This is a genomic window from Paenibacillus aceti, assembly GCF_003614185.1.
Lineage (GTDB): Bacteria > Bacillota > Bacilli > Paenibacillales > Paenibacillaceae > Fontibacillus > Fontibacillus aceti.
The window spans coordinates 3114932-3135133 of record NZ_KZ987724.1; the positions used below are offsets into that span (position 1 = coordinate 3114932).

Genomic DNA, 20202 nt, shown 5'->3' on the forward strand with positions numbered 1-20202 from the left:
TCGAGATAAGTCTTAAGTTCATTATAATGAACTGGTTCAGCCATTTTTATCAGTAGTTAAAGTCATAGTCGTTTCCTCCAAGATAAAATCTTATAATGATTATCGTCATTTAGTACAAAAGCCAGATGCATATATTTGCACCTGGCTTTAAAGAATCAATTACTAGCTTACCATTCAAGCGCATCGTCTTCTTGATAAATTGAGATTGCGTAATCGATAAAATCCATCAATTTTCTCCTGCTAATTTTATCTATACTGATTTGATATTTTGTACCATACTTCATATGGAGTTCTAGGGCAGTAATATCTAAACCTAAAAATCGGTCTTCGTTAATACTTGTATAATCAATATCCTCATATTTTGCTATGAATTTTGAAGTGAAGTTTGCCGAATCCTTCACGCAAACTGAGTCAATCGTTAAGACTAATCCAGACTTTCCATTGCTTCCAATGCTCGTATCAGTAATATCGATTATTTCATCCTTGCTGTATTGACCTTGACAAATAATTGCCCTGGCATTTTTTACTCTTGGTGCATATTCATCACCGGGTGTATAGCCAAAGATCTCTTCAAACTTTGCAACCAGTGCAGACTTTAAATCACTCATTTCATTGCTCTCCAATCTCTTAAGCATGTCGCATGACTTATAGTTTATTGCGTAGAATTGTTCGAGAGTCATTTGATCTTTAAAGAACAACTCGTAGGATTCATCTATTCTACATATGACGGGGCGAGTTTCGTAAATACTACATAGATTCGTCTCCACGTCAAAATGAAGACATACCCCATCGCCCCGATCCAAATGTTTGTATTGCTCGGTCATCCCTACCTTTTTACAACACAATCCGCATTGATCACAATAAAACATTTATTGATTCATCAGCGAATTAAGATACTTATTACCGTTCTCAAGCACATATTCTGTCGCTTCATCCAATTGACCCTCTTGCTTAAGAAGCGGCGAATCGAGAATAACCTTAATAGCCTGAGCTAATTGGACGCATTTGTATATCTCTTCTTGTTCTGTCTTAGAATAATCCTGCCAGTTAACCCCTTTTGAATCAATAATATCGCGTAACACTCCTACTTGATAAGCAAAAAAGACATCTAGCTTTTTTAATAGCTCAGTTAGCTGATTCGCTCGAGTAAAAATTGCTTTCAAGGCTATACCGATGTTCCTTGCCTGCTTCTTAAAAGCCTTGGCTTTATCATAGTTGCCGTATGCATCGTTTAAAGCGGATTTAGCTTGGCTCGCAAAAATAGCTCCACCAATGGCAAGTGCTGGTCCAGCCACAATACCCCCAAGAACAACCATACCGCCTGTTACTCCTAAACCGCCTGCGGTTAAAGCCCCTCCACCAAGCCACGCCAGTGTCGCGTTTGTCGCGGCTACACCTGAAAGGGTACCTAATGCCGTACCAGTCGTAGCTGTAACTATAAGCCCACCAAGTCCACTCATAACAACACTGTATGTACCGTAGGCAAGTAAAGCCCCAGACCCGATTGCCGCTAATCCGTTAATCGCTATTTTCTTCGCTTCAAATGATGCCTCCTTTAATTGCTTAAAACTCTCACTTGTCGGATTGAAGTTTTTGAGTTCATCGATCCCTTGGCTGTTTTTAAGATCGATATTCTTAATTTTTTCAAAATTCAATACAAAGTCATTGATCGACGTTGTAAGAATTCGAATTTTCTCCTGTCCAAGTTCTGTAATGGCTTCATTTGTACTTTCCCTTGCCATTGCAATAAAGTCTTCCGACTCTTTTGCAATGTCCTGGGACGTCTGGTTAATGGATTTAGCTCTATCCATATCCCTCTTTGCTTCGAAGCCTTTCTTGACTCCTGCCGCGGCAGTAATAGCCGCTATCCCTGCTGCAATTGCAGGTATTAATGGTAATGGCATGTATACTCCTCCTTGATAAAATTAAAATTCTAAGACCGCATTCTTGTCGGACATAAAAGTATCAAACTCTGTGAAATTCTTAAATTTTAAGGCTCCACCCATTTCAATCGCAATATTACTTAGCCCTTGCGTGAATAACTCAATATTTTCAAACCGACTTGCAGTTTCAATCATAGAAAGTGAATCAGTAAAAACCTTCTGTCTTTCAGCGTAAAATCTTTCAACCATTTCCTGTAGTTCATTACCCTGTTTATTCATCGCTTCTATAGCGGCTGATGCAATTGCACTTATCTTTGCCCTTCTTTCTGCTGAAAATCGTTCCTCTCGAAGGGTCTGCATACATGCATTATAGATTGATGAGCTTGCTAAATATCCAACCATACCCCCAATGACTGTTCCTACGCCTGGGAATACTGCTGTTCCTATTGCCGCACCAAAGCTGGCTGCCATCATGCCGGTACCTTTTTCACCTAATTCTTCAACAAGCTGAAGGCTATCTATTTCACCTTTGGCATATCGAATTAGCGATTTACCCACTTGAACTGTGGCAGTGGCGATCATAGCAGGCATGTTGCTCTTTGATAGGTTAACAAAGACACTTTCCTTACTTGCTGCCATGAAACCCCTGATAGCAGTATCAGTAGCACCTATGACATATGCAGTAGCAGCTCCTGCCGCAGTATCCTTGGCTACATCCACAATCGCCTCTCCGACACGCTTCTTACCTCTAATGAGACTAGTTACGTTTTGGGCAGTTGAAATCGCTACAGAAATTACAGCTGCACTCTTTGCATTTTCAAGACCCGATTGATGTGCAGTTTCTAACACATATTTTGCAGTTGCTAATTTGGGATGTTCGCGCAGGAATATGGCTTCTTTTGAAGTAATTCCGCTATCCTTTAAGTCACTCGAAACTTGACGATACCTCTCTGCCTTCTCTTCTAAGATACCAGCTTTATCGAACTGCCCTTGTGTTCTAAGTTTTTCAGCTTGCTCAGTCAAGTCCCTTGCTTTATCCTCGGCGTACTTCTTTGCAATTTCGTACTGCTCTTGTGGGACTAAGACATCATTCCCACGATATCTATTCCAATCATCTTTCGTCATTTTCCTTACCAATTCTTCTGAACTCTTCTTTATTTCTTCCGGAGTCTCAAACTTCCCATAAAACTTCATTTGAGCACCCCACGTAGGGTTGCCCGAATCATCAATAGATAAGACGTCGAATTGCGGGTCATTTCCTCTACCGATATCATTAGATCGGTAGACTCGAGTGTCGTTCTTATTGATAATATTTTCGGCGTTCGTTTTATCAACATAATGGATCTCGGCTGAAAATCCAGCTTGCTGCTTTATATTCTGATACTTAAAATCAGGATGCACCTTCGATTCGGACATCTGCTTGAGTCCTTTTCTAATGATGTCTCCATCGGCATCGACAGATCCTTTATACCCCTTGATAAACTCCGATGCTGCACGACCATAACGCTCAATATTTTCTGTTGTTGCTGCTCCAATAGTCGAATCAATTAAACCGTTATGACCTTTTTTCTTATCTTTATCGCCCATAGAAATATCCCTTTCGAACGAATGGTTATAGGTATATTGTACCAATTCGACAATCTGCAATAAATACCTGCCTGCTTCATTATGTGATACTGCAAAAATTTGCATTGATGCTAAGGTACTGCTTACGCTTCTTATTTTACAAGTGAATTTTGACATAAGTCTGTCAGCGAATGTTTGTTCTCAATAAAAATTGTGACTTCTTACATGGGGAAGGTGGATAAGTGGGTAAGCTGTGTAGGACAGTTCGTATTGAAAATCGGGTAAACCTAATACAGAAAAGCCGCCAAATTAGTTGGCGGCTTTGCTTACCTCTTATAACGCGATTTTATCCAACAACACTAAACTGTACCGATTACCTAGCTCTGATACCTTAGCAAAATCTCGGGTCAAAGATCCCGCTGAAGCAACAATGATTGTATCTCCGTTCAGGGCGGTCTTCAAGAGCTTTTTGTAGCCTGGTCGATCATTGTCTAAGCCGCTAAACCCGTCATCGATGAATACTTCTTCAATGAGAAACCCTTTTTCATTGGCATACTGCATGCACTTTTTGACTTGGGCTATGATTGCATCAGGGGATTGCATTGCACTTCTTGCATAGACGTAATATTTCATTGTAAATTCCTCCGTTTGTTTTATTGGTTAGGATTGGTTGTTCTCTGGCTGTTCTTTATGGGCATCGAAAGAGGATACCCCTAAGGGGGATTAGGACTTGTTGTTGTATACCATGCTTCCGACAAGGCTTGCAAATGTCGATTCGATAGGGTGACCGAACAGTAAGCCCGAAAAGATTAGGTCATAATCACTCTTTGGATTAGTGAAATCATACCCCGCAAGGTAGTCTGATAGCTTTTGGTTACTTAAGGCGCGGATTTTACTTTTAACATACTGATTCATGAAGTAACCTCTCACTTCATCGTAGCGAGCCTCTTCCAGCAGCTCATACGATTTGATGAGGGCTTCTAAATCCAAGTGCTGGCTAATGGTGCCGCTTAGGGCGAAGCCAACTGTTTTCTGATCAGCAATTTGTGTTTCCTTGGATACTAAATCCGATTGTCGAGCCAGCTCATGGTAATCATTCTTGTCATGGTTGGCTACGGTAACAAATCCAATTGGCTTGAGTCCAGCCAATACTGCTCTAATGAAGTAATCTCCTCTGTTTTGCCCTTCTTTGTAATGCCATTCCCCACAGAAACCCATGTTAAGCCAGCGGTGCATTTTGGACTTGAATGGGAGATCTACTTTCGGAAATTTGTAGGTCGCCACGATGAAGCCATTGTTAAAGACTCTAACCACAATTGAGTTCTCCTGTTTCCGTGTGACGAAGGCTGATCGTCCTACACCTGGTTTGTCCATAACCTTTCCGGTCAAATTTGGGTTCGAGCTGCTCCATCCATCAATCGCGAGAAATTGGTTCATCATACTGTTTTGCCTCCTAGTTTTTATTTGCGTACACTATCTTGCCTGTGACTCTTGAGCAATATGTAGAAATTAAATAAGATGATGCCGGGGAGACATCATCTTTAGATTATTTTTTTTTACTGAATGCGCATTACCGTGAAGATGCCCCACGCCGAGCTATCTGAACCTTCTTTCTGAACAATGCTACACGCTCTTTAGCTTAGTGACATATGCCCAATAAAAAAGATGGTGCCTTGGGAGACACCACCACTTGATATTTTTTATATTGCAAGAAGACCCCTCATAGTCTTAATATCATCTCTCATCTTGTTAACAGAATCTCTGTTTTTCTGAACAACTTCTGATAGATCACGAATGACTTTTTCAAGTCGATATGTTTTTGATTCTTCTGAACCATCAGCGGCTCCACCGTCTTCATCGAAGTTTATATACCCATAATACACTTCGATTTCACCTTCTGAAATTTTTTCTGCATTCTTATGGAGCACAACCCATAAAGAATCCGAATCGTCATCCCTCGGATCGAGTTGACCTTCCACAAATAGCTTGACTGTATTACCTTCAAGATCAATAAAGCTTAACAACTCATCAACTGCAAAGTAATCCTTGTATTTTATACTGTCTCGAGTGATTTCTAGATCTTCTAATGAAAACAAGTGTTCATTCACGAATTCCATAACTGCATCTCTTACTTCTTCTTCCGTGAAACTAATATCATGATTGATTTGTAAGAACGGCGAGTTTACGTTATAAATCTGAATCTTTGCAACTAAGTCCGCAATGGGCTTAGCATTGCTATCAGTTTCAAACTGATAGTACTCATCAATGGCATCTTCAATCTCGGCACCTAAAGAAGAAAGCAAAGACTCAATCGTATTAGTTAGCTCTTCTACCTCAGTGCTCTCACTAATACCTTCTATGTATGCATCATCAGAGGATAATGACGACAACCCAACTGATTCTCTTTCCATTTTATTCAAATCTCGACGAGAATCCTCGACCATCTGCCTTCTTTCCTCTTCCTCCTCTTCTATCAATTGTTGATAAATGTTAGCTTCTTGGGTCTCTTCGGAAAAATCCTTAATTAAAGTTTTACTGTAGTGTAACCTGTAGTTGAATAACTGAAGTAAGTTATTTTGTCTTAGTGCCTCTTCGATATGTGGGTGAATCTGTTCTTTCTCCGTCTTATCGGTTCCTTTTGAGAAGTCTTTGTGATTTCGTGTGATAAAATAAATTCGATCTTCATCATTAATAGTCACAAAATCGCGGATATTTATTAATGTCTCAATAATCGTAGCATCTGCCCAAGATTCCTTACCCTCGATATGAAACGGACATTGCTTATATAGTTTTCTTCTCTGAACTTTTAGTAATAAATCTCTGTTCTCCTCAAGTCTTATCACATTTCTGTATTGCAATAATCCCGTTATCTTTTGAGTAGCATCATTTATATATCGCTCTTCATTTCTTCCAAACTCATCAACCATATTTCCAAGAGCTTGCTTTAACGGGCTAATCTTTTCATTATACTTCCTGATCTCCTCTACGTGATTTATCCAATAAACTTTATTAATTGATTTCCCAGCTTCCTCCACCAATTTACCTACATTCTTGACCTCACCAGCAATATGTCTCTTTACTTCAGTTTCAATAATAGCAGGTAACAAAATCTTCACTTGATCATGATCCAGCAACATTTTTAACGTCTCGTAGGAATCTGCCGTATGTGATTTATTCCTAGATACGATCATGTCGATATAGATGTTGGTGTCAAGCAGTAAATACTTCATTGTGATATCCCCTTTATCTTTCCAGCTTGACTTCAACAGCGGAAAGTACGAGTATTGAAACTATTCGGACAAATAATCATAACAGCCTTTGCATTGTTAGTGTCGAGCTGCCCCTTAATGGGCAGCTATTACGTGAACTGGACTGACCTTATCAGAATCGATAATCGGTAAGTTCAGTTCTTTTAAGAATCTTGATCGCCCACATGGCTTATCTTGAATTGTCTTAGGAAAGGTCACATATAGCTTCTGTTTGGCTCTTGTAACTGCAACATACATCAGTCTTCGTTCTTCTTCCATCGTTGTCGGTGGTTCAGCTTTTTCTCTACACGATTGAACATCCACATCTTTGAGTTCTTCGGCATATTTTGAAGGCAGACCCCCATCATTGCAACCAATGACAAATACATTTTCAAAAGCTAACCCCTTGCTTCCGTGAATCGTTAAGAAATACAGGGCATTGTACTTTTTGTCATGGTACTTCTCCAGATTTTCCTTCATTTCATCCTTACGCCGCTTCATCCTCTCATGGAAACCGAGTAAGTCATTCCAAGTGCTGTATTTTTCGAGTTCCTTAAGAATCCATTCCTTTTCCTCATCAGTTACATTATCTTTAACTCTAGGAAAAGCTAAGAATTGCTCCGCGACTTCCTTCATGTTAACCGGCTTTTCTTGTTTCAGATTAATAAGATGAGTCAGGTACTGTTTTAGTGGGAGCGTGTCCTTGGTTTTAGACTTTTCAATGACTAGCGCACAAGCCTCGCGAATAACGTCAGATAAAGTAGCGATGTCTAAGGTTTGATACCACTGTTCAATAGCGTGCTTACTGACGAAATGATGTCCTAGTGCGTTAGTCAAAATGGACCTCCACAATTGAAGCTTGTTACCTCTTGAAGCCATTAACTCTTGCCACATACCAAACGCATTATTAAAATCCTGAATAGAAAAGATACCCATAACATCGTCCATTTTCTCGATGACATACGGAACCCCTTTAACATCTAGGGCTTGGAACATACTTTGAAGCTGTCTTCTCGATCTATACAGAACTGTTGACTTTGTATAGTTGATGGGATCGACTTTGCCCTCCAATACAAAGGGTTCTAGCTTACCGATCTCCTGGGATCTCGACAAAATCCAGTGAGCTTCTTCTTTGGTATCTGGACAGCCTACGATGATCGCTTCGCCATCATCTTTATGGAATGCATCCATCGACTTGGGTATACGATCATGCTTATTCTCAGAGATAACCCAGTTACCAGCATCTACAATCTTCCGCTTTGAGCGATAGTTCCTCATCAATCTTATCTCATGACTGGTGTAGACTTTTGGAAGATCCTTAATATAGCTAGGATCTGACCCCCTAAAAGCATAGATCGACTGGTCATCGTCCCCCACTATGATTAATTTCGAAGCACTTGTTGGGGGACAAATTAGTTTGACCGTTTCCATCTGTAACGGATTAATATCTTGGAACTCATCAATGAAGATATAATCGTATCTGTTCTGGACGAACTCTCTTGCTTCTGGATACTGAAGCAATGCATCGTATAAGTTAATTAGGAAGTCATCATATACAACAATCTCGTTGTCCTTCCTTACCTGATTCAACTCATTAATCATCATGTTGAAGCGGACGCTAACAGGAATATCTTCCTTATCATCGATTACACTGTCGAAATGCTTCTCGATATAATCGGTCATTTGGTCAACTGAGAACCCCATATTAATCCAGAAGCTTATACGATCAAAAATCGTCTTTTCGTTTTCCTTGTCAAACTTAAACAGTCTGTATTTGTTAATCAGCTTACGCAACTCTCTCTTGTACTCAAACTCGCCTTCATCAGCATTTCCGTTTTGAATCCCTATTGAGGAATAAGCAGGATTCTGCCTCTTTAACTGATTGAACAAGCTCATGAAAGTGCCATGAAAAGTACTGACATTGACCTTTGAATTTTCCACCCCAAGGAAGAGATTTACTCGTCCTTCCATCTCTTCTTTAGCCTTACGAGTAAAAGTCATCATACAGATCCGATTGGGGTTAACATTCTTCATCTGAATAAGGTAAGCAACCTTCGCACAGATCGTTTCAGTTTTACCACTACCAGCACCTGCAATAATTTGAAGATGCTTTTCCATACCGTATCGGATAGCTTCAACCTGATTTTCATTGAATGGGTTACCTTTTATCTTTTCAGCAATTTCAAAGAAGCTGCTGTCCCAATCTGTCTTCGCTACAGGATTATCTGATTGGGGAATCTGGATTTCTAAGATTTCACCGAATCTCGACTTATAATAAGAATGTTCACTTTCGATCTTAAGGTGCTTTTGCTGCAGGGCTTTATAATTATTCTTAGTCGCGGTTAGTTGATTCGAGAGTTCTCCATGACTGTCCGATAGATCAGAGTACTCTTTCTGCAGCTTCTTAAAATCAGAATCCCTCCTATAGAATTCTTGCTCAAGTGATTTATACTTTGTCACCATTTCAGAATTTATTTGCTGCATTTTCTCGATGGTTTTCCTTGCCGCGGCGAAATCATCACTAACTTTATTAAGCTTGGACGCTATAATAGCATTCTCATAATTGGCTTTGTCCAGCCTACTACGGAGATGAGTAACCTCTTCCAACAGTTTGTCTTTGCCTGTCAGCTTATCAACCAAGTTCTTCAATACCTTTAAGTCCTCCAATACTTTTCTGGTTGGTTATCACATGTGAGCGCGGCTCACGAAATAGTACTATTGTCTTGTAAATATTCACCATCGAGAGCCTTTTTTCCTGCTTTCTGTAAACAACAATCGACAAATCCCGCGCGTAAAGTCTTACGCATTTTCAAGAAAATAAAAAAGCGGCACCCCCTATTAGGTGACCGCTTGCATTGATTTATTGTCTTCATAAATCGAACCCTTAATTGATACTATACTTCAAACTATTCCATAATCTCCGCATATCCTTCATCACAACCGCTACATGGATATACCGCGAGAGTACTTCATCGTATTCAAGTGGAATTACAGGGATATTCTCTTTCGTAATTGTTCTCCACTTGCCATCCTTCTTTACGACTATCGCCCCTTCAATAAAACCTTCGAATCCGGGATGGAATGTGTTCATCATATCATCGTACTCGAAAGGAATCACTACTTCTCCAGCGGTATCAATGCAACCCCATTTGCCATTCGAATCTTTGACTGCGGCTAACCCCTTGTAGAAGCATTTGGCATCTTGATACTGTAATGGGATTAGTTCGTTACCGAACTGGTCGATGAAACCGAAATATTTGGGGCACTCTTTAATACAGAATAAAGGGGAACGTTCAGTGCCGTTCACTGGGTCATCGAGTAGATCATATTGATCGAAATCATCATCTTCAAATATGGCATCGATAAAGTCATCCAACTGCTCGGTATATTTGCCCACGATTGCTAACCCATTAATGAAAGATCCGGCAAATTTGTAACCCCTCGAGAAGGGAACTACTTCTTTCCCTCGATGATCCAAATATGCGTAGATACCGCTCTGATTCTCAACCCTAATCAAACCGTAATCAACCATCTGCAAGTTAAGATACTCGCATGGGATTATTAATTCGTCTTCCTCATTCACTAAGCCATACAGACCATACCAAGCCAGCCCTTCTTCATTGTCCTTGTTTACGACGATTCCTAACCCACCGATGCGATCAACTACTTCTCCGAACTTGGACTCTCGTTTTTCCATGCCATTCTTCCTCCTTGATATTTGTCATTAAAATTTGTTTCTACTCTTATGTCTACGACTCTTGAGCCAACTCCGTAAGTTGTTTTCAACTCACCCAATCAAAGAAGAAGTTCGCATGAAAAGATCGTGAAACCCCTATTGAAGTAGTACAACGCAAAAAAAAATCACACCTCGGTGAAGTGTGATTACCGTTGAGTCCGACTATCTAGTCGAGGATGGCGGGATGGAGGGGAATCGGAGAAGTCGTATAGATATCCTCAGGAGCTTACCTGTTCTGGATTGTTGTTCTTTCTCTGCTCGATCTTTGTTTGATTCTTTACAGTCGTTGTCTTGTTTATATGTTTTGTTTCTGCCATCATGTGCTGAAATTCATTTGAACTGTAGATTTATTAAAAATTCTTCAATGACCAACTATCTACCCGTCTTTTTTCTTAGGCAGATATTATGAAAAACTGGCTAAGAGCTTTAATCGATCAAGTAAAATAATCATCCGGCAAACGATAGATGAGGATTTTATCGACACCTTCAATTACCGGATAATTAGATTAAATGACCCCCATTCCAACAACCACTCTTCTCAATTGCATCCCGAACTCCATCGGTGCAGGGATGTTCAAATCCGACAAACTTATCAAATCGAATTCTTCCTTCCGTTTCCTTAGGTAATGTCTAATTTTTATAGCATCCTGTTTAATTGAAGGGCTAGTTGAAATTATGGGTAGTCCAGATGATGACATCGCAGTATAATTCTTGAGAACGTGATCCAAGGCATCAAAGATTGTTATCCAGTTTATCCTTACGTTCTCATTTGTTAATTCAATTACTTCCTTGAAATCCTTTTGGGTACGTATACAATTATGAAGCATGATACATAGATATCTGCTGTCCTCATAGTATTTTTGGAACCTCTCTTGATTGTTCAATAGATTTACATCGGGGCGGAACTCACTGTAGTTACCAACTAACGTTCCAGAATGACATCTCTGGTGCTTATCGATAAAAAGAGCTATCAGTAAATTATCGGGTCTTCCTTTCATTTCTGCGAACCCCTTTCTATAGATACTTCTTCTCGAACGAGAAAATCGGGCAACCATTACAAATAAAGATTTGCATTATCGTGTTCGGCTCAACTACATGTTTACAACACACTTTGCCGCATAATCGAATGAGATTCTGTAACCTTATAAAGTCCCATCCATCCATAAACCTTTTTATGTCATTATCCGTTCTGATTGATAAGACTCTTTCCTTTAATGCAGAAATATCGTACGGCTTGATTTCATCATTACTAATTCCAATTTCAAGTAATGACTCCAGCTTAGCTATTACGTTCAGGCACTCATCTTTGAACTCCTTTACACCACTTTCAGCCATAGTAACCTTCTCCCTTATTACGGTTTCATTTTGCTTCGTACTGCAGAACATTGATTTCAACGACCCCAAATTCATAAAAACTATCCGAATCAATATCCCCGCAATGAAGAATTACTCGGTACCGACCAGTCCTTGCATCCTCGAGTAGCCGGTTCCTTTCAGTCTCGCTTCCATCTCTTTCAATGTAAGAATCGATTAGGACGATGTTGTGCTGATCAGCGAAAGAATGTATCTGGTGGAGCTGCGCGGCGATAACTCGTTCAGCTTCCTCTCGATCCATGTTTACCACTGATATATAGACCGCCGCGGCGATTACTTCATTGTTTTTATGGAGTTGCCCCAACAAATTCATCCTTGATCACATCCCCTGTCACTGATAAGCCATTTAACATCTTGATAGCTTCAATATATTTAGCGCGAACGTCGAACTGCTCAACCAACATTTCATTTGCTCCAATGGCGTCCATAACTTTCTTACTCATCCCATCTTCAAGATGGTCTTTCCAGTACTCGATCATAGGTCGAGTGTACGTCAAATCTGGAATACGCCCTTTCAATCTGCCGAAGTGGAATTGAGCATTCTCGACCGAATTTTGGGTCAGGTACTTGATAAAAGAAAGGTAAATGATACTAACAACCTGTCCGAATGTAATCCCTACTAATTTTTGTAGGATCAACAGGCTATGAGCGATGCTCTCTTTATTTATCTCCAGCTCATAATCATCCTCTGCTTTCAAAATGTGATTGATTACCGTATCGCGAAACCTTTGTACAACATGGACGTCACCTTTATCAATACCGTAACCCCTCAGGGCTTTAACAATGCGCTCAAAATCAATCCGCATAACTACTTTGATAAATTCAGGACTCTTGATAAACTCATAACGGACACTCCGGCATACATTCTCAAATGACAGATACTGCGCCCACCCTGTCTTACAGTCTTCTGAAGCCTCATAAAATATCTGATGCCCTTTGTCGATTAAGTCGAACCCCCACTTGATAACCAAATTGATAGTAGGGATATACTTTTCAATAGCTTCAAAATCATTTTTATTAATGATCTGCTCTAACCGCTCAGTACGCTTTGCAACTACTATTTCATTCTTCAACTTGTTGAAATAATCCTGAAGGATACTTGAATCCATACTGTAGAATTGAGGACGAAGTGAAGTTCCAGACCACCAATCCTCTACATGAGGTTCGATGAAATGGTGAATCTGAATACCTTCTTCCTTAATTGCATCCAGTACTAATTCAGTTGGCTTTCTTGTCCTTTCAAGAAGATCCCACAGTTTTTCCACCGTGCATGAACAGTATGAAATATGCCGAAGTCTCGGAAAGCGAGTATTGTAATTCGTGTCTCCATCAAGCAGATCTTTGAGAAAAGTGTCACTGGAAAGCATTCTCTTGGGATATTCCTCAGTACAAAAAACGATCTCCTCAAGTGAAGAAAGAATACGCCCTGAGATAACCGAAGAAAGGATCGACTTGTATTTATGTGCTTCCGAATCTAATAACTCCTCATCCTTTTTACATACTGTTCTTAAATCAACACGTTCAATTAAAGTACGTGAACGCTGACTCGTAACAAAATGCTGAATAACTGCCCAGTCAAACCCAATGATGAGCCGACGAAAATTGTTCGGTGACCATTCATGTATGATCGGCTTAGGTTCAGTTGGTGAGGGCTTTTTGCGCTCGCCAGCTGCTATGCCTTTATTGATGGACTTTACAAGTTCTCGCAATCGATACATTGCCTTACCCCCTATCCAATCAAATTCACTCACCTCATCAACGCCCCGTTGTAATCAAGCTATCAAATAGGACTTCTCCTTCGTCGAAGCTCACGTTTCAGAGTACTTTCACTGATACGTGTTATGCCTACGACTTCATTCATGCTGTGGGTTTGGAGCAAATTAATCGCGTGATCCAACTGCAATTTAGTAAATTTAGGTGGACGACCTTCTCGAAAACCAACTTTCTGCTTAGCAATGGCTTTCCCTTCGGCAGTTCGCTCAATGATCATATTTCTTTCAAATTCAGCGAAAGCGAAGAATATGGTACGAATCAGAATACTAGTCGGTGTGTTGTCCAAAATCCCCATATTAAGAATGTGTATACGAACACCTCGCTCGATCAAATTCTTTACGATCTTTTCGCCTTCGACTGTGGAGCGAGCAAACCTATCCAGTTTGGTAACGACCAGAGTATCGCCAGCCTTTAAAATTTGTAAAAGCTTTGTGAATTGAGGGCGATCCATTTTCGAGCCAGTAAAATTATCTACAAAGATAAAGGATTGAGCGACCCCTTCCGATAGTAGTTGATTTACCTGATGCTCCAGACTATTACCATGCCTAGACTGACCAACGGTACTTACTCGGGCATACCCGTATTTCGGCATATTACAGACCACCACCTACAAGTTTTTAGATTTACTTATGACCCCCAGTTATGACACCGACTAAACCCGCATTCCACCGTCCAAAAATCGGGCGGAATTGAGAGGGGCAATACTCAAGAGTTATGACCCGAAGGACAAACCATTTTAATACGGCTCCGCTAACAAAGAAGGAAATGTGTTCTTTTAAAACAATCCTGATAACTATTGGCACGACCTGTTAGGAACGGAGAACGAATAACTTTCTTATATAGAAGAAAGATATTCGGGAGCCATCCCCCCCGAGGGGAGGGATCATTAGGATTGGGCAACCAAATGGCAATACCGCATCCATTACTTCTATATAGTTAATCTAGAAACCGATGCTGAATTCGGACTTGCCCTCGACCGTTCCAGCAATTATTTTTACGAGCTATAAAAGAAAGGCAGTATAAAACTCGATGAACGAGTCCTATACTGCCTTTTTCCAACTTATATGATATTTAACACTGACTCTTTTCAAATTCCTCGATTAACTCAAGCAAAGTAAGTTCAAGATCTTCGAGATCGGTTCGCTTAAGTGTGCGAACCGCATGATTCACATCAGTATCCATCAATATATTTTTCTCGTTTATTATTCTTAGACACGTCTCCCGGTACGGTTCCCATCGAAGCCCGTAGAACAAAGCCACTCTTTGTTTCAAGTCCACAGCGATCATCCTTTGCTCGATTCATACAATAGAAATTTGTTTGGTAATATAGCATGATTCGCTGGTTATTACCAACATAAAAGCCGACAGCGTCCCAACCGCAATTTAAACGCGTTCCTTCTATTGTAATGTAATCAGAGCCGAACCTGAACGACAACAAAGCAAAAAGCGATAAGCCTTACCCCATAATGAATTAAACGCCTTGTAATCGATTTAATTTCGATACCAAAGCCACCAGTACAAGAAAATCGATTTGTGAACCTCGTGGAGGAGACTTACAATTTTTGAAAATAAATTCTACAAGGCTACGTCGAGATCAGGAACTTTGAGCCGAGAAACCTTTCCAATTATTATGAAAGTGACTCATTGCACTTTGGATACCCCGAACCGTTTTTGCCCTATTTATATTTTCAATCGTCCTTTCGCCTACAAAGACGCGCATCTTATTATCGACTTCGGATAGGGTATTTCTTAATTGTTCTTCTGAAATGCGTAGCTGAGCTGCTGCAGCTTTAAGGTTACGCTTGTTTGAAATATAGCTTTTTACGCAAAGCTGAAATTGACCAGACAAGCGACTTGTGAAGTCATTAACCATAAAGAACGCAATAAATCTTAAGGCATTGAACTTTTCCGTAATGAGCGGTCTCAACATCGGATCAGCCCCACTTGAACTCATCAAATCCGAGTAGCGAATATAATTACTCTCAAGTCTCGATAAGAACTTCATTCGATCAAATCCTTTCTTCGGAAAAATATAGTAATTGAAGATCGAACCCCAAATGACGCAACAAAAGGGCATCGGCTACTTGTATAAGATTGATGTCGTAGCAACTGCCAAATTTGGATCAATGTCATGAATGAAAAATACACTTGCTAGAACAGTTATGCAGAAATAGAGTACCGTTTTAACATTTTATTGAAGCCCCTCATGGCTTTATGAATATCCCAAACAGTCCTAGCCCTGTTGATATTCTCGATTGTGCTTTTACCGACAGTCATCATCATTTCTACATCAACACTGGTTAGAATCTTCCTTAGTGTGTCCTCCGGCAAGTTGAGATCGGATGCCGATTCAGGAATACTGAATTTGTTCATTTGGAAAATCTCCACACACTTCTGATTATGAATTGTAGTGTTATCTAAGAAATCTCCGTACAGGAATATGATAATCCGTCGAAGGGCATTGTGCTTCTCACTGAGGATCATCTTCGTCCGTCGATCGATACCTTTTGAATGTAATAATCGCTTGTAACGCTTATAGCTCTTTTCTACGCTCATGAGGAACTTCATGGTTATCATCCTTCCTTACTCCAAGATTTGGAGGACAGTAATGTCCTGTACTTATAGGCTTAATGATTTATTAACTGCTAAATCAGAATCATCTCTGAGAATAAGAAAAAGCAGTACAGAACTCGACATGCGAATTCTGTACTGCTTTTCCAACTACTTTACCTGCAGTTACTACACTCGATTAAGGTTAGCTTTTCCTTGTAGCTAATATCGTAAATGTCTAGGGCTTCCTCTTTTGACCGAAACAGATTCCAGTTTCCTGACCCCTGTTGTTTCTTCCATCCAAGCTCGGTTCTCTGTTTCATTTCCGTGACATACTGACATAAATCATGGTCAAGGTGCACGGTGTACGTTTTCAATGGAATGTCGATATTTGCCCAGGCTTTCATCTACTCACCTTCTTTGATTTTACACTTCCTTCGATTAATTCTATGGCATGCTTAGCAAATGCATCGGTCAGTTGTATTCTGTCTGACCCACGTTGCAATGCTCTAAGTGTACTTCCGCCAACATTGGTTACAGGATTAACATGGTCATAAGATGCTACGACACTGGATATCGTATTATCAAATGTGACCCAAGATTCACTATACTCTGGACATAAGTTCTTTGCTTCTAATTCCCATGACCATCTGCTTGTGCTATCCCAAATGTAAGGATCGCTGACTACCTCAAAATAACCTAAGAGCTTCGTTGTGCCAACCCCATAACAGATTAAGATGTCTCCGATTCGGACAGGATTAGGTCTTCGAGCAAAATGCATTTTTTCTATACCGTTGTTCAGTTTCCTTGTTGTTGCGAATGGACGGTCGGAGTAACCGACAGGCTTAATGAAATACCGAACATCTGATTTAAGTTCCACAGTTTTCTTCTTAAAGAGATGACCCACCTCAAGGTCAATCTTTGTTTTCTGCTGAGCTGCTACATTTTCAGTATAGTTGTCAATCTTTTCTATGATGCCTTTAAGCTCCTCGTGAGTAAGAGCGTGGCTGCTAACATTGAAGATATCGGCAATAACCTTCTTCAACGATTCTTGATCCTCAATTAGTACGCCCCACTCATGATTTTTGTTTAGCCCACTATCTGTAAAGTTTGCAGAAGTGATAATACCCCTCAGAGGGATTCCATTCTTTCGTGCAATATAAATCTTCCCATGTAGCTTATTGTCTACATGAACTCGAAAAGCAATGGAATGAGTAACACAATTTAAAAGAAATGAATGTAAAGAATCAGCCTTTTTCAGCAGGTCAGGATCATTGTCCTTTAAGGTTGTTACCAGTACAACCCGCTTCACATCTGAAGAAGCGATAATCTCGTCAAAGAAAACATCAAATGATTCCATCAGGAACGGACTGACAATATGTAGCTCGTCCGTTCCATCTACAAGTTGCTTTAGCTCATCAAAATGTCTGGAATCAATGTTATTCAGAATCCTCATGTATCCTCTTCCTTTATGTTTGATTGTTCTAACCTACCTATGTATATTCCAGTCACTTTTGCATTATGACAAAACCTAATAAAATTTTATGAGACTCACTGAAAATCGGTACCTAACAACAAAAGTAGCAGTATAGATCCCATTAAAGAGTTCTATACTGCCTTTTATTTACCTTCTTGCTAAATAGATTACTTCTGAGGTTTGATGTCGAATAACTTATGAAAGATTTGAGCGCTTTTCGTAACGTACTCTTCCAACTTCACCAAAAGTGTGGCGGTGAATTTCAAATCATCTTCTTCTGCAAGCCAGTCAAACCGAAGATCAAAGTGATGATGTACATTGGCATAATCATAGAATGCCTTTACAGAAAGTTTATTTGTCTTTGGCAAATTAGCAAGGTATAAACGGGAACCAACCGGTAAAATCTTCTTGTCACCTGATTCCTTAAACTGACCTTTCAGTTCCGATGGAAGCTTCTTAAAATGATCCCCAATCTTCTTTAGAACATGGGTTTTACTATCTTCCTTTTCTTTGTTGAAGCTTACCCCTAACTGAGCATAATCTTCTCTATACTTTGAATCAATATCGTAATCCTCTGACATGAAATGCACCTGCATCGCTCGGGCATACTCTTTACCGAACTTCTCGATGTTATAAAGATTGATGTAGTCCTCGAGCATCGGCTTCAAGTAATATCTTTTAATCGAGTACAGGTCAGGCTCATCATGTAAGAGCGCACTGACTATATGAGATGAACTCCTTAATACCCCATCGTATAAGGAGCGACTGAAGGCTAACCGCTTGCATTCCATATTCTGCTTACTGTCAATATTCTTTTGAATAAACTCCGAATTTACTTCCATTAAAACTACCAATTCGCTTATTAGTTTCAATACCTGATTCGCCTTATCTCGCATAACCATCACCTCTCCTCACCCCATCCTAACATGATTTGGATGGTCATTCCACTTCGCTATCCTTTAGAAGAACTCCTTTTCAATTAACTCAGCTACTTCGTTAAACGGAATTACCCATAGGAATCCTGCTTCCTTATTCCCATTTGACAAAATACCGAGAAGTCTGAAAGGTGTCTCAGTATCCCGCCTATATGAATATGCAAAGGAACCGCTCATCCCATTGAAAGTGGGCAATTTATGCCCGTGTTGACCAAATTCGTTTATTCCATCCGTACCTGCTAGAAGCACGATCCTTTTAGATGCATCATCCACCCGTTCAATAAAAGTTGTATATGGTGTTGTTTCCATTTCAACAATGAAATCTTCATAGTTAATGTTAGTTTCTTCACCAGTAATACCGTGTAGAAAAACAACATCTGAGATTTTGTCAAAATAGCCCAGTGGATCTTCATCAATTAATGTATGATCTAAAAAACATTTTCTATTTTCTTGTTCCATTAACCGAGCCGATTGGGGATCTATCTCGATTACTGCAATATCGCTTTCTTTATCATCCACATGCTTAATAAGCGTCAAATACTTCGTTTCGATTCCATACTGATAGGGAATTACAACATCCGTCAGCCGTTCTTCTTCCGAGACTAAACTTAATACGTGACTTGCAGTTACCAAAAAATATCTATCTTGATATTTAAGAAAACCCGCTGACCCTAAAGAACCAAGTTCGAATCCTGGAACCCCAGTCTTATTAAATACGCGTGTGAGAATCGGTCCCGACCATTCTTTACACTCTACTGTTTTCTGTAACAGTTCTGCTTGCTCTATTATTTTTTCCATTCTGTGATGCTCCTTCTCGGTATAGCTTAATTAACCTCGCCATTTACAAGCTCGTTATTTACCCAAAGAATAGTACCTTTCTTATTCTCATGATCGAGTTGGCAGTCGAAACCATGTTTTCTGTAGAAATGTTCCGATCTATCGATATGATCCCAATCTACAGAGGAAATCCATCCTGTAATAACTTCGATTTGCATCTCATGGACAATCTTCATTAGCCCTTCCATCATGATCGACCCGTAACCCCTATTAACCCGCTCTCCTTCAATCTTTATATCCGCAATATCCATATGCTTGTTCTCAACATGCACGTGGACATTCGAATCAGGCACTTTTACCCCATCTTTAGATATGACCTTCACCTTAATATGAATGTTCACATCATCCATACCGTCATCATACATTAAGCGGTAAATCATGACGCTTTCCCCGAATCGGTTCTGGGCAACATGAATGACCTTATGCCCATCCTTTTCAAGATCAGCCGTGTGCCAGCTGACTTCATACTCAATATCGCCCTTTTTCTTCAACGGGAGCGGTTTGTACTCCCTTTTCAACACTGGAAACGGATCGCTGTCTCCAAACAAATCCTTAAATATATCGGTAAGCTGCTTTGAGCTCTTTTCATCAAGCGGGTCATTTCTCTTCATCATTTAATCACTCTTTTCTGCGTAGCTATTCATTGAATCTATAATAGTAAATATTCTCCACTTCCTTCTCGAACCCCTTCCTAATTTCGACTCGATTCTACATAAGGAAAAAGGTATGTGGCATTCAACTTTTACAACCATCTTGACTTTATAAAAACGTATTCTAAGCAGGCTAGTGGTTTATTAATTTTCAATTCGGAATTTATAAACCA

General features: G+C 39.9%; 18 protein-coding genes and 1 pseudogene. All 19 read right to left on the minus strand.

All coding sequences use genetic code 11. The annotated features are described in order from the left end of the window. Positions 1-167 precede the first annotated feature (167 nt). The 19 genes and pseudogenes from BFJ94_RS13900 to BFJ94_RS14000 all read right to left on the minus strand — a co-directional run bounded on the left by BFJ94_RS13900 (position 168) and on the right by BFJ94_RS14000 (position 19993). On the minus strand, positions 168-608 hold the full coding sequence (locus BFJ94_RS13900; RefSeq protein ID WP_229716824.1) for a hypothetical protein: 441 nt from the start codon (positions 606-608) through the stop codon (positions 168-170). A 90-nt stretch (positions 609-698) separates the two neighbouring features. Then, positions 699-869 (minus strand): annotated as a pseudogene (locus tag BFJ94_RS26215) (YkgJ family cysteine cluster protein); the annotation flags it as partial. Then, entirely contained in the window at positions 870-1904 is a 1035-nt protein-coding gene (locus BFJ94_RS13905; RefSeq protein ID WP_120463199.1) for a hypothetical protein, read from the minus strand. It lies immediately after the preceding pseudogene. A 21-nt stretch (positions 1905-1925) separates the two neighbouring features. Continuing rightward, positions 1926-3470 (minus strand): hypothetical protein, encoded by a 1545-nt coding sequence (locus BFJ94_RS13910; protein ID WP_120463200.1) that lies wholly within the window; start codon positions 3468-3470, stop codon positions 1926-1928. A 312-nt stretch (positions 3471-3782) separates the two neighbouring features. Beyond that, complete coding sequence (locus BFJ94_RS13915; RefSeq protein ID WP_120463201.1) at positions 3783-4082, minus strand: recombinase family protein; 300 nt, start codon at positions 4080-4082, stop codon at positions 3783-3785. Positions 4083-4172: 90 nt separating this feature from the next. After that, positions 4173-4889, minus strand: a complete 717-nt coding sequence (locus BFJ94_RS13920; protein ID WP_120463202.1) for a hypothetical protein — start codon at positions 4887-4889, stop codon at positions 4173-4175. A 260-nt stretch (positions 4890-5149) separates the two neighbouring features. After that, positions 5150-6679: a PIN domain-containing protein gene (locus BFJ94_RS13925; protein ID WP_120463203.1), complete on the minus strand. Its 1530-nt coding sequence runs from the start codon at positions 6677-6679 to the stop codon at positions 5150-5152. Positions 6680-6793: 114 nt separating this feature from the next. Then, a complete protein-coding gene (locus BFJ94_RS13930; RefSeq protein ID WP_120463204.1) occupies positions 6794-9346 on the minus strand; it encodes a UvrD-helicase domain-containing protein in 2553 nt (850 codons plus the stop codon). Between the two features lie 235 nt (positions 9347-9581). After that, entirely contained in the window at positions 9582-10394 is an 813-nt protein-coding gene (locus BFJ94_RS13935; RefSeq protein ID WP_120463205.1) for a WG repeat-containing protein, read from the minus strand. 545 nt (positions 10395-10939) lie between these two features. Then, positions 10940-11431 carry a hypothetical protein gene (locus BFJ94_RS13940; protein ID WP_120463206.1) on the minus strand — a complete coding sequence of 164 codons (492 nt, stop codon included), beginning with the start codon at positions 11429-11431 and terminating at the stop codon, positions 10940-10942. Positions 11432-11447: 16 nt separating this feature from the next. Further along, a complete protein-coding gene (locus BFJ94_RS13945) occupies positions 11448-11768 on the minus strand; it encodes a hypothetical protein (RefSeq protein WP_120463207.1) in 321 nt (106 codons plus the stop codon). A 326-nt stretch (positions 11769-12094) separates the two neighbouring features. Next, entirely contained in the window at positions 12095-13525 is a 1431-nt protein-coding gene (locus tag BFJ94_RS13955) for a hypothetical protein (protein ID WP_120463209.1), read from the minus strand. A 62-nt stretch (positions 13526-13587) separates the two neighbouring features. Next, positions 13588-14172, minus strand: a complete 585-nt coding sequence (locus tag BFJ94_RS13960) for a recombinase family protein (RefSeq protein WP_120463210.1) — start codon at positions 14170-14172, stop codon at positions 13588-13590. A gap of 1002 nt (positions 14173-15174) precedes the next feature. Next, positions 15175-15585 (minus strand): hypothetical protein, encoded by a 411-nt coding sequence (locus BFJ94_RS13970; RefSeq protein WP_120463212.1) that lies wholly within the window; start codon positions 15583-15585, stop codon positions 15175-15177. 155 nt (positions 15586-15740) lie between these two features. Then, positions 15741-15953 (minus strand): hypothetical protein, encoded by a 213-nt coding sequence (locus tag BFJ94_RS25415; protein WP_162944282.1) that lies wholly within the window; start codon positions 15951-15953, stop codon positions 15741-15743. Positions 15954-16533: 580 nt separating this feature from the next. After that, positions 16534-17586 carry a phospholipase D family protein gene (locus BFJ94_RS13985; RefSeq protein ID WP_120463215.1) on the minus strand — a complete coding sequence of 351 codons (1053 nt, stop codon included), beginning with the start codon at positions 17584-17586 and terminating at the stop codon, positions 16534-16536. Between the two features lie 188 nt (positions 17587-17774). After that, positions 17775-18503 (minus strand): hypothetical protein, encoded by a 729-nt coding sequence (locus tag BFJ94_RS13990; RefSeq protein ID WP_120463216.1) that lies wholly within the window; start codon positions 18501-18503, stop codon positions 17775-17777. A 63-nt stretch (positions 18504-18566) separates the two neighbouring features. After that, on the minus strand, positions 18567-19340 hold the full coding sequence (locus tag BFJ94_RS13995; protein WP_120463217.1) for a hypothetical protein: 774 nt from the start codon (positions 19338-19340) through the stop codon (positions 18567-18569). Between the two features lie 26 nt (positions 19341-19366). Beyond that, complete coding sequence (locus BFJ94_RS14000; protein ID WP_120463218.1) at positions 19367-19993, minus strand: GNAT family N-acetyltransferase; 627 nt, start codon at positions 19991-19993, stop codon at positions 19367-19369. Positions 19994-20202 lie beyond the last annotated feature (209 nt).

Coding starts and splice junctions, on each gene's coding strand:
- BFJ94_RS13900 (WP_229716824.1), bottom strand. CDS start 608: ATGAGTGATTTAAAGTCTGCACTGGTTGCAAAGTTTGAAGAGATCTTT.
- BFJ94_RS13905 (WP_120463199.1), bottom strand. CDS start 1,904: ATGCCATTACCATTAATACCTGCAATTGCAGCAGGGATAGCGGCTATT.
- BFJ94_RS13910 (WP_120463200.1), bottom strand. CDS start 3,470: ATGGGCGATAAAGATAAGAAAAAAGGTCATAACGGTTTAATTGATTCG.
- BFJ94_RS13915 (WP_120463201.1), bottom strand. CDS start 4,082: ATGAAATATTACGTCTATGCAAGAAGTGCAATGCAATCCCCTGATGCA.
- BFJ94_RS13920 (WP_120463202.1), bottom strand. CDS start 4,889: ATGATGAACCAATTTCTCGCGATTGATGGATGGAGCAGCTCGAACCCA.
- BFJ94_RS13925 (WP_120463203.1), bottom strand. CDS start 6,679: ATGAAGTATTTACTGCTTGACACCAACATCTATATCGACATGATCGTA.
- BFJ94_RS13935 (WP_120463205.1), bottom strand. CDS start 10,394: ATGGAAAAACGAGAGTCCAAGTTCGGAGAAGTAGTTGATCGCATCGGT.
- BFJ94_RS13940 (WP_120463206.1), bottom strand. CDS start 11,431: ATGAAAGGAAGACCCGATAATTTACTGATAGCTCTTTTTATCGATAAG.
- BFJ94_RS13945 (WP_120463207.1), bottom strand. CDS start 11,768: ATGGCTGAAAGTGGTGTAAAGGAGTTCAAAGATGAGTGCCTGAACGTA.
- BFJ94_RS13955 (WP_120463209.1), bottom strand. CDS start 13,525: ATGTATCGATTGCGAGAACTTGTAAAGTCCATCAATAAAGGCATAGCA.
- BFJ94_RS13960 (WP_120463210.1), bottom strand. CDS start 14,172: ATGCCGAAATACGGGTATGCCCGAGTAAGTACCGTTGGTCAGTCTAGG.
- BFJ94_RS13970 (WP_120463212.1), bottom strand. CDS start 15,585: ATGAAGTTCTTATCGAGACTTGAGAGTAATTATATTCGCTACTCGGAT.
- BFJ94_RS25415 (WP_162944282.1), bottom strand. CDS start 15,953: ATGAACAAATTCAGTATTCCTGAATCGGCATCCGATCTCAACTTGCCG.
- BFJ94_RS13985 (WP_120463215.1), bottom strand. CDS start 17,586: ATGAGGATTCTGAATAACATTGATTCCAGACATTTTGATGAGCTAAAG.
- BFJ94_RS13990 (WP_120463216.1), bottom strand. CDS start 18,503: ATGCGAGATAAGGCGAATCAGGTATTGAAACTAATAAGCGAATTGGTA.
- BFJ94_RS13995 (WP_120463217.1), bottom strand. CDS start 19,340: ATGGAAAAAATAATAGAGCAAGCAGAACTGTTACAGAAAACAGTAGAG.
- BFJ94_RS14000 (WP_120463218.1), bottom strand. CDS start 19,993: ATGATGAAGAGAAATGACCCGCTTGATGAAAAGAGCTCAAAGCAGCTT.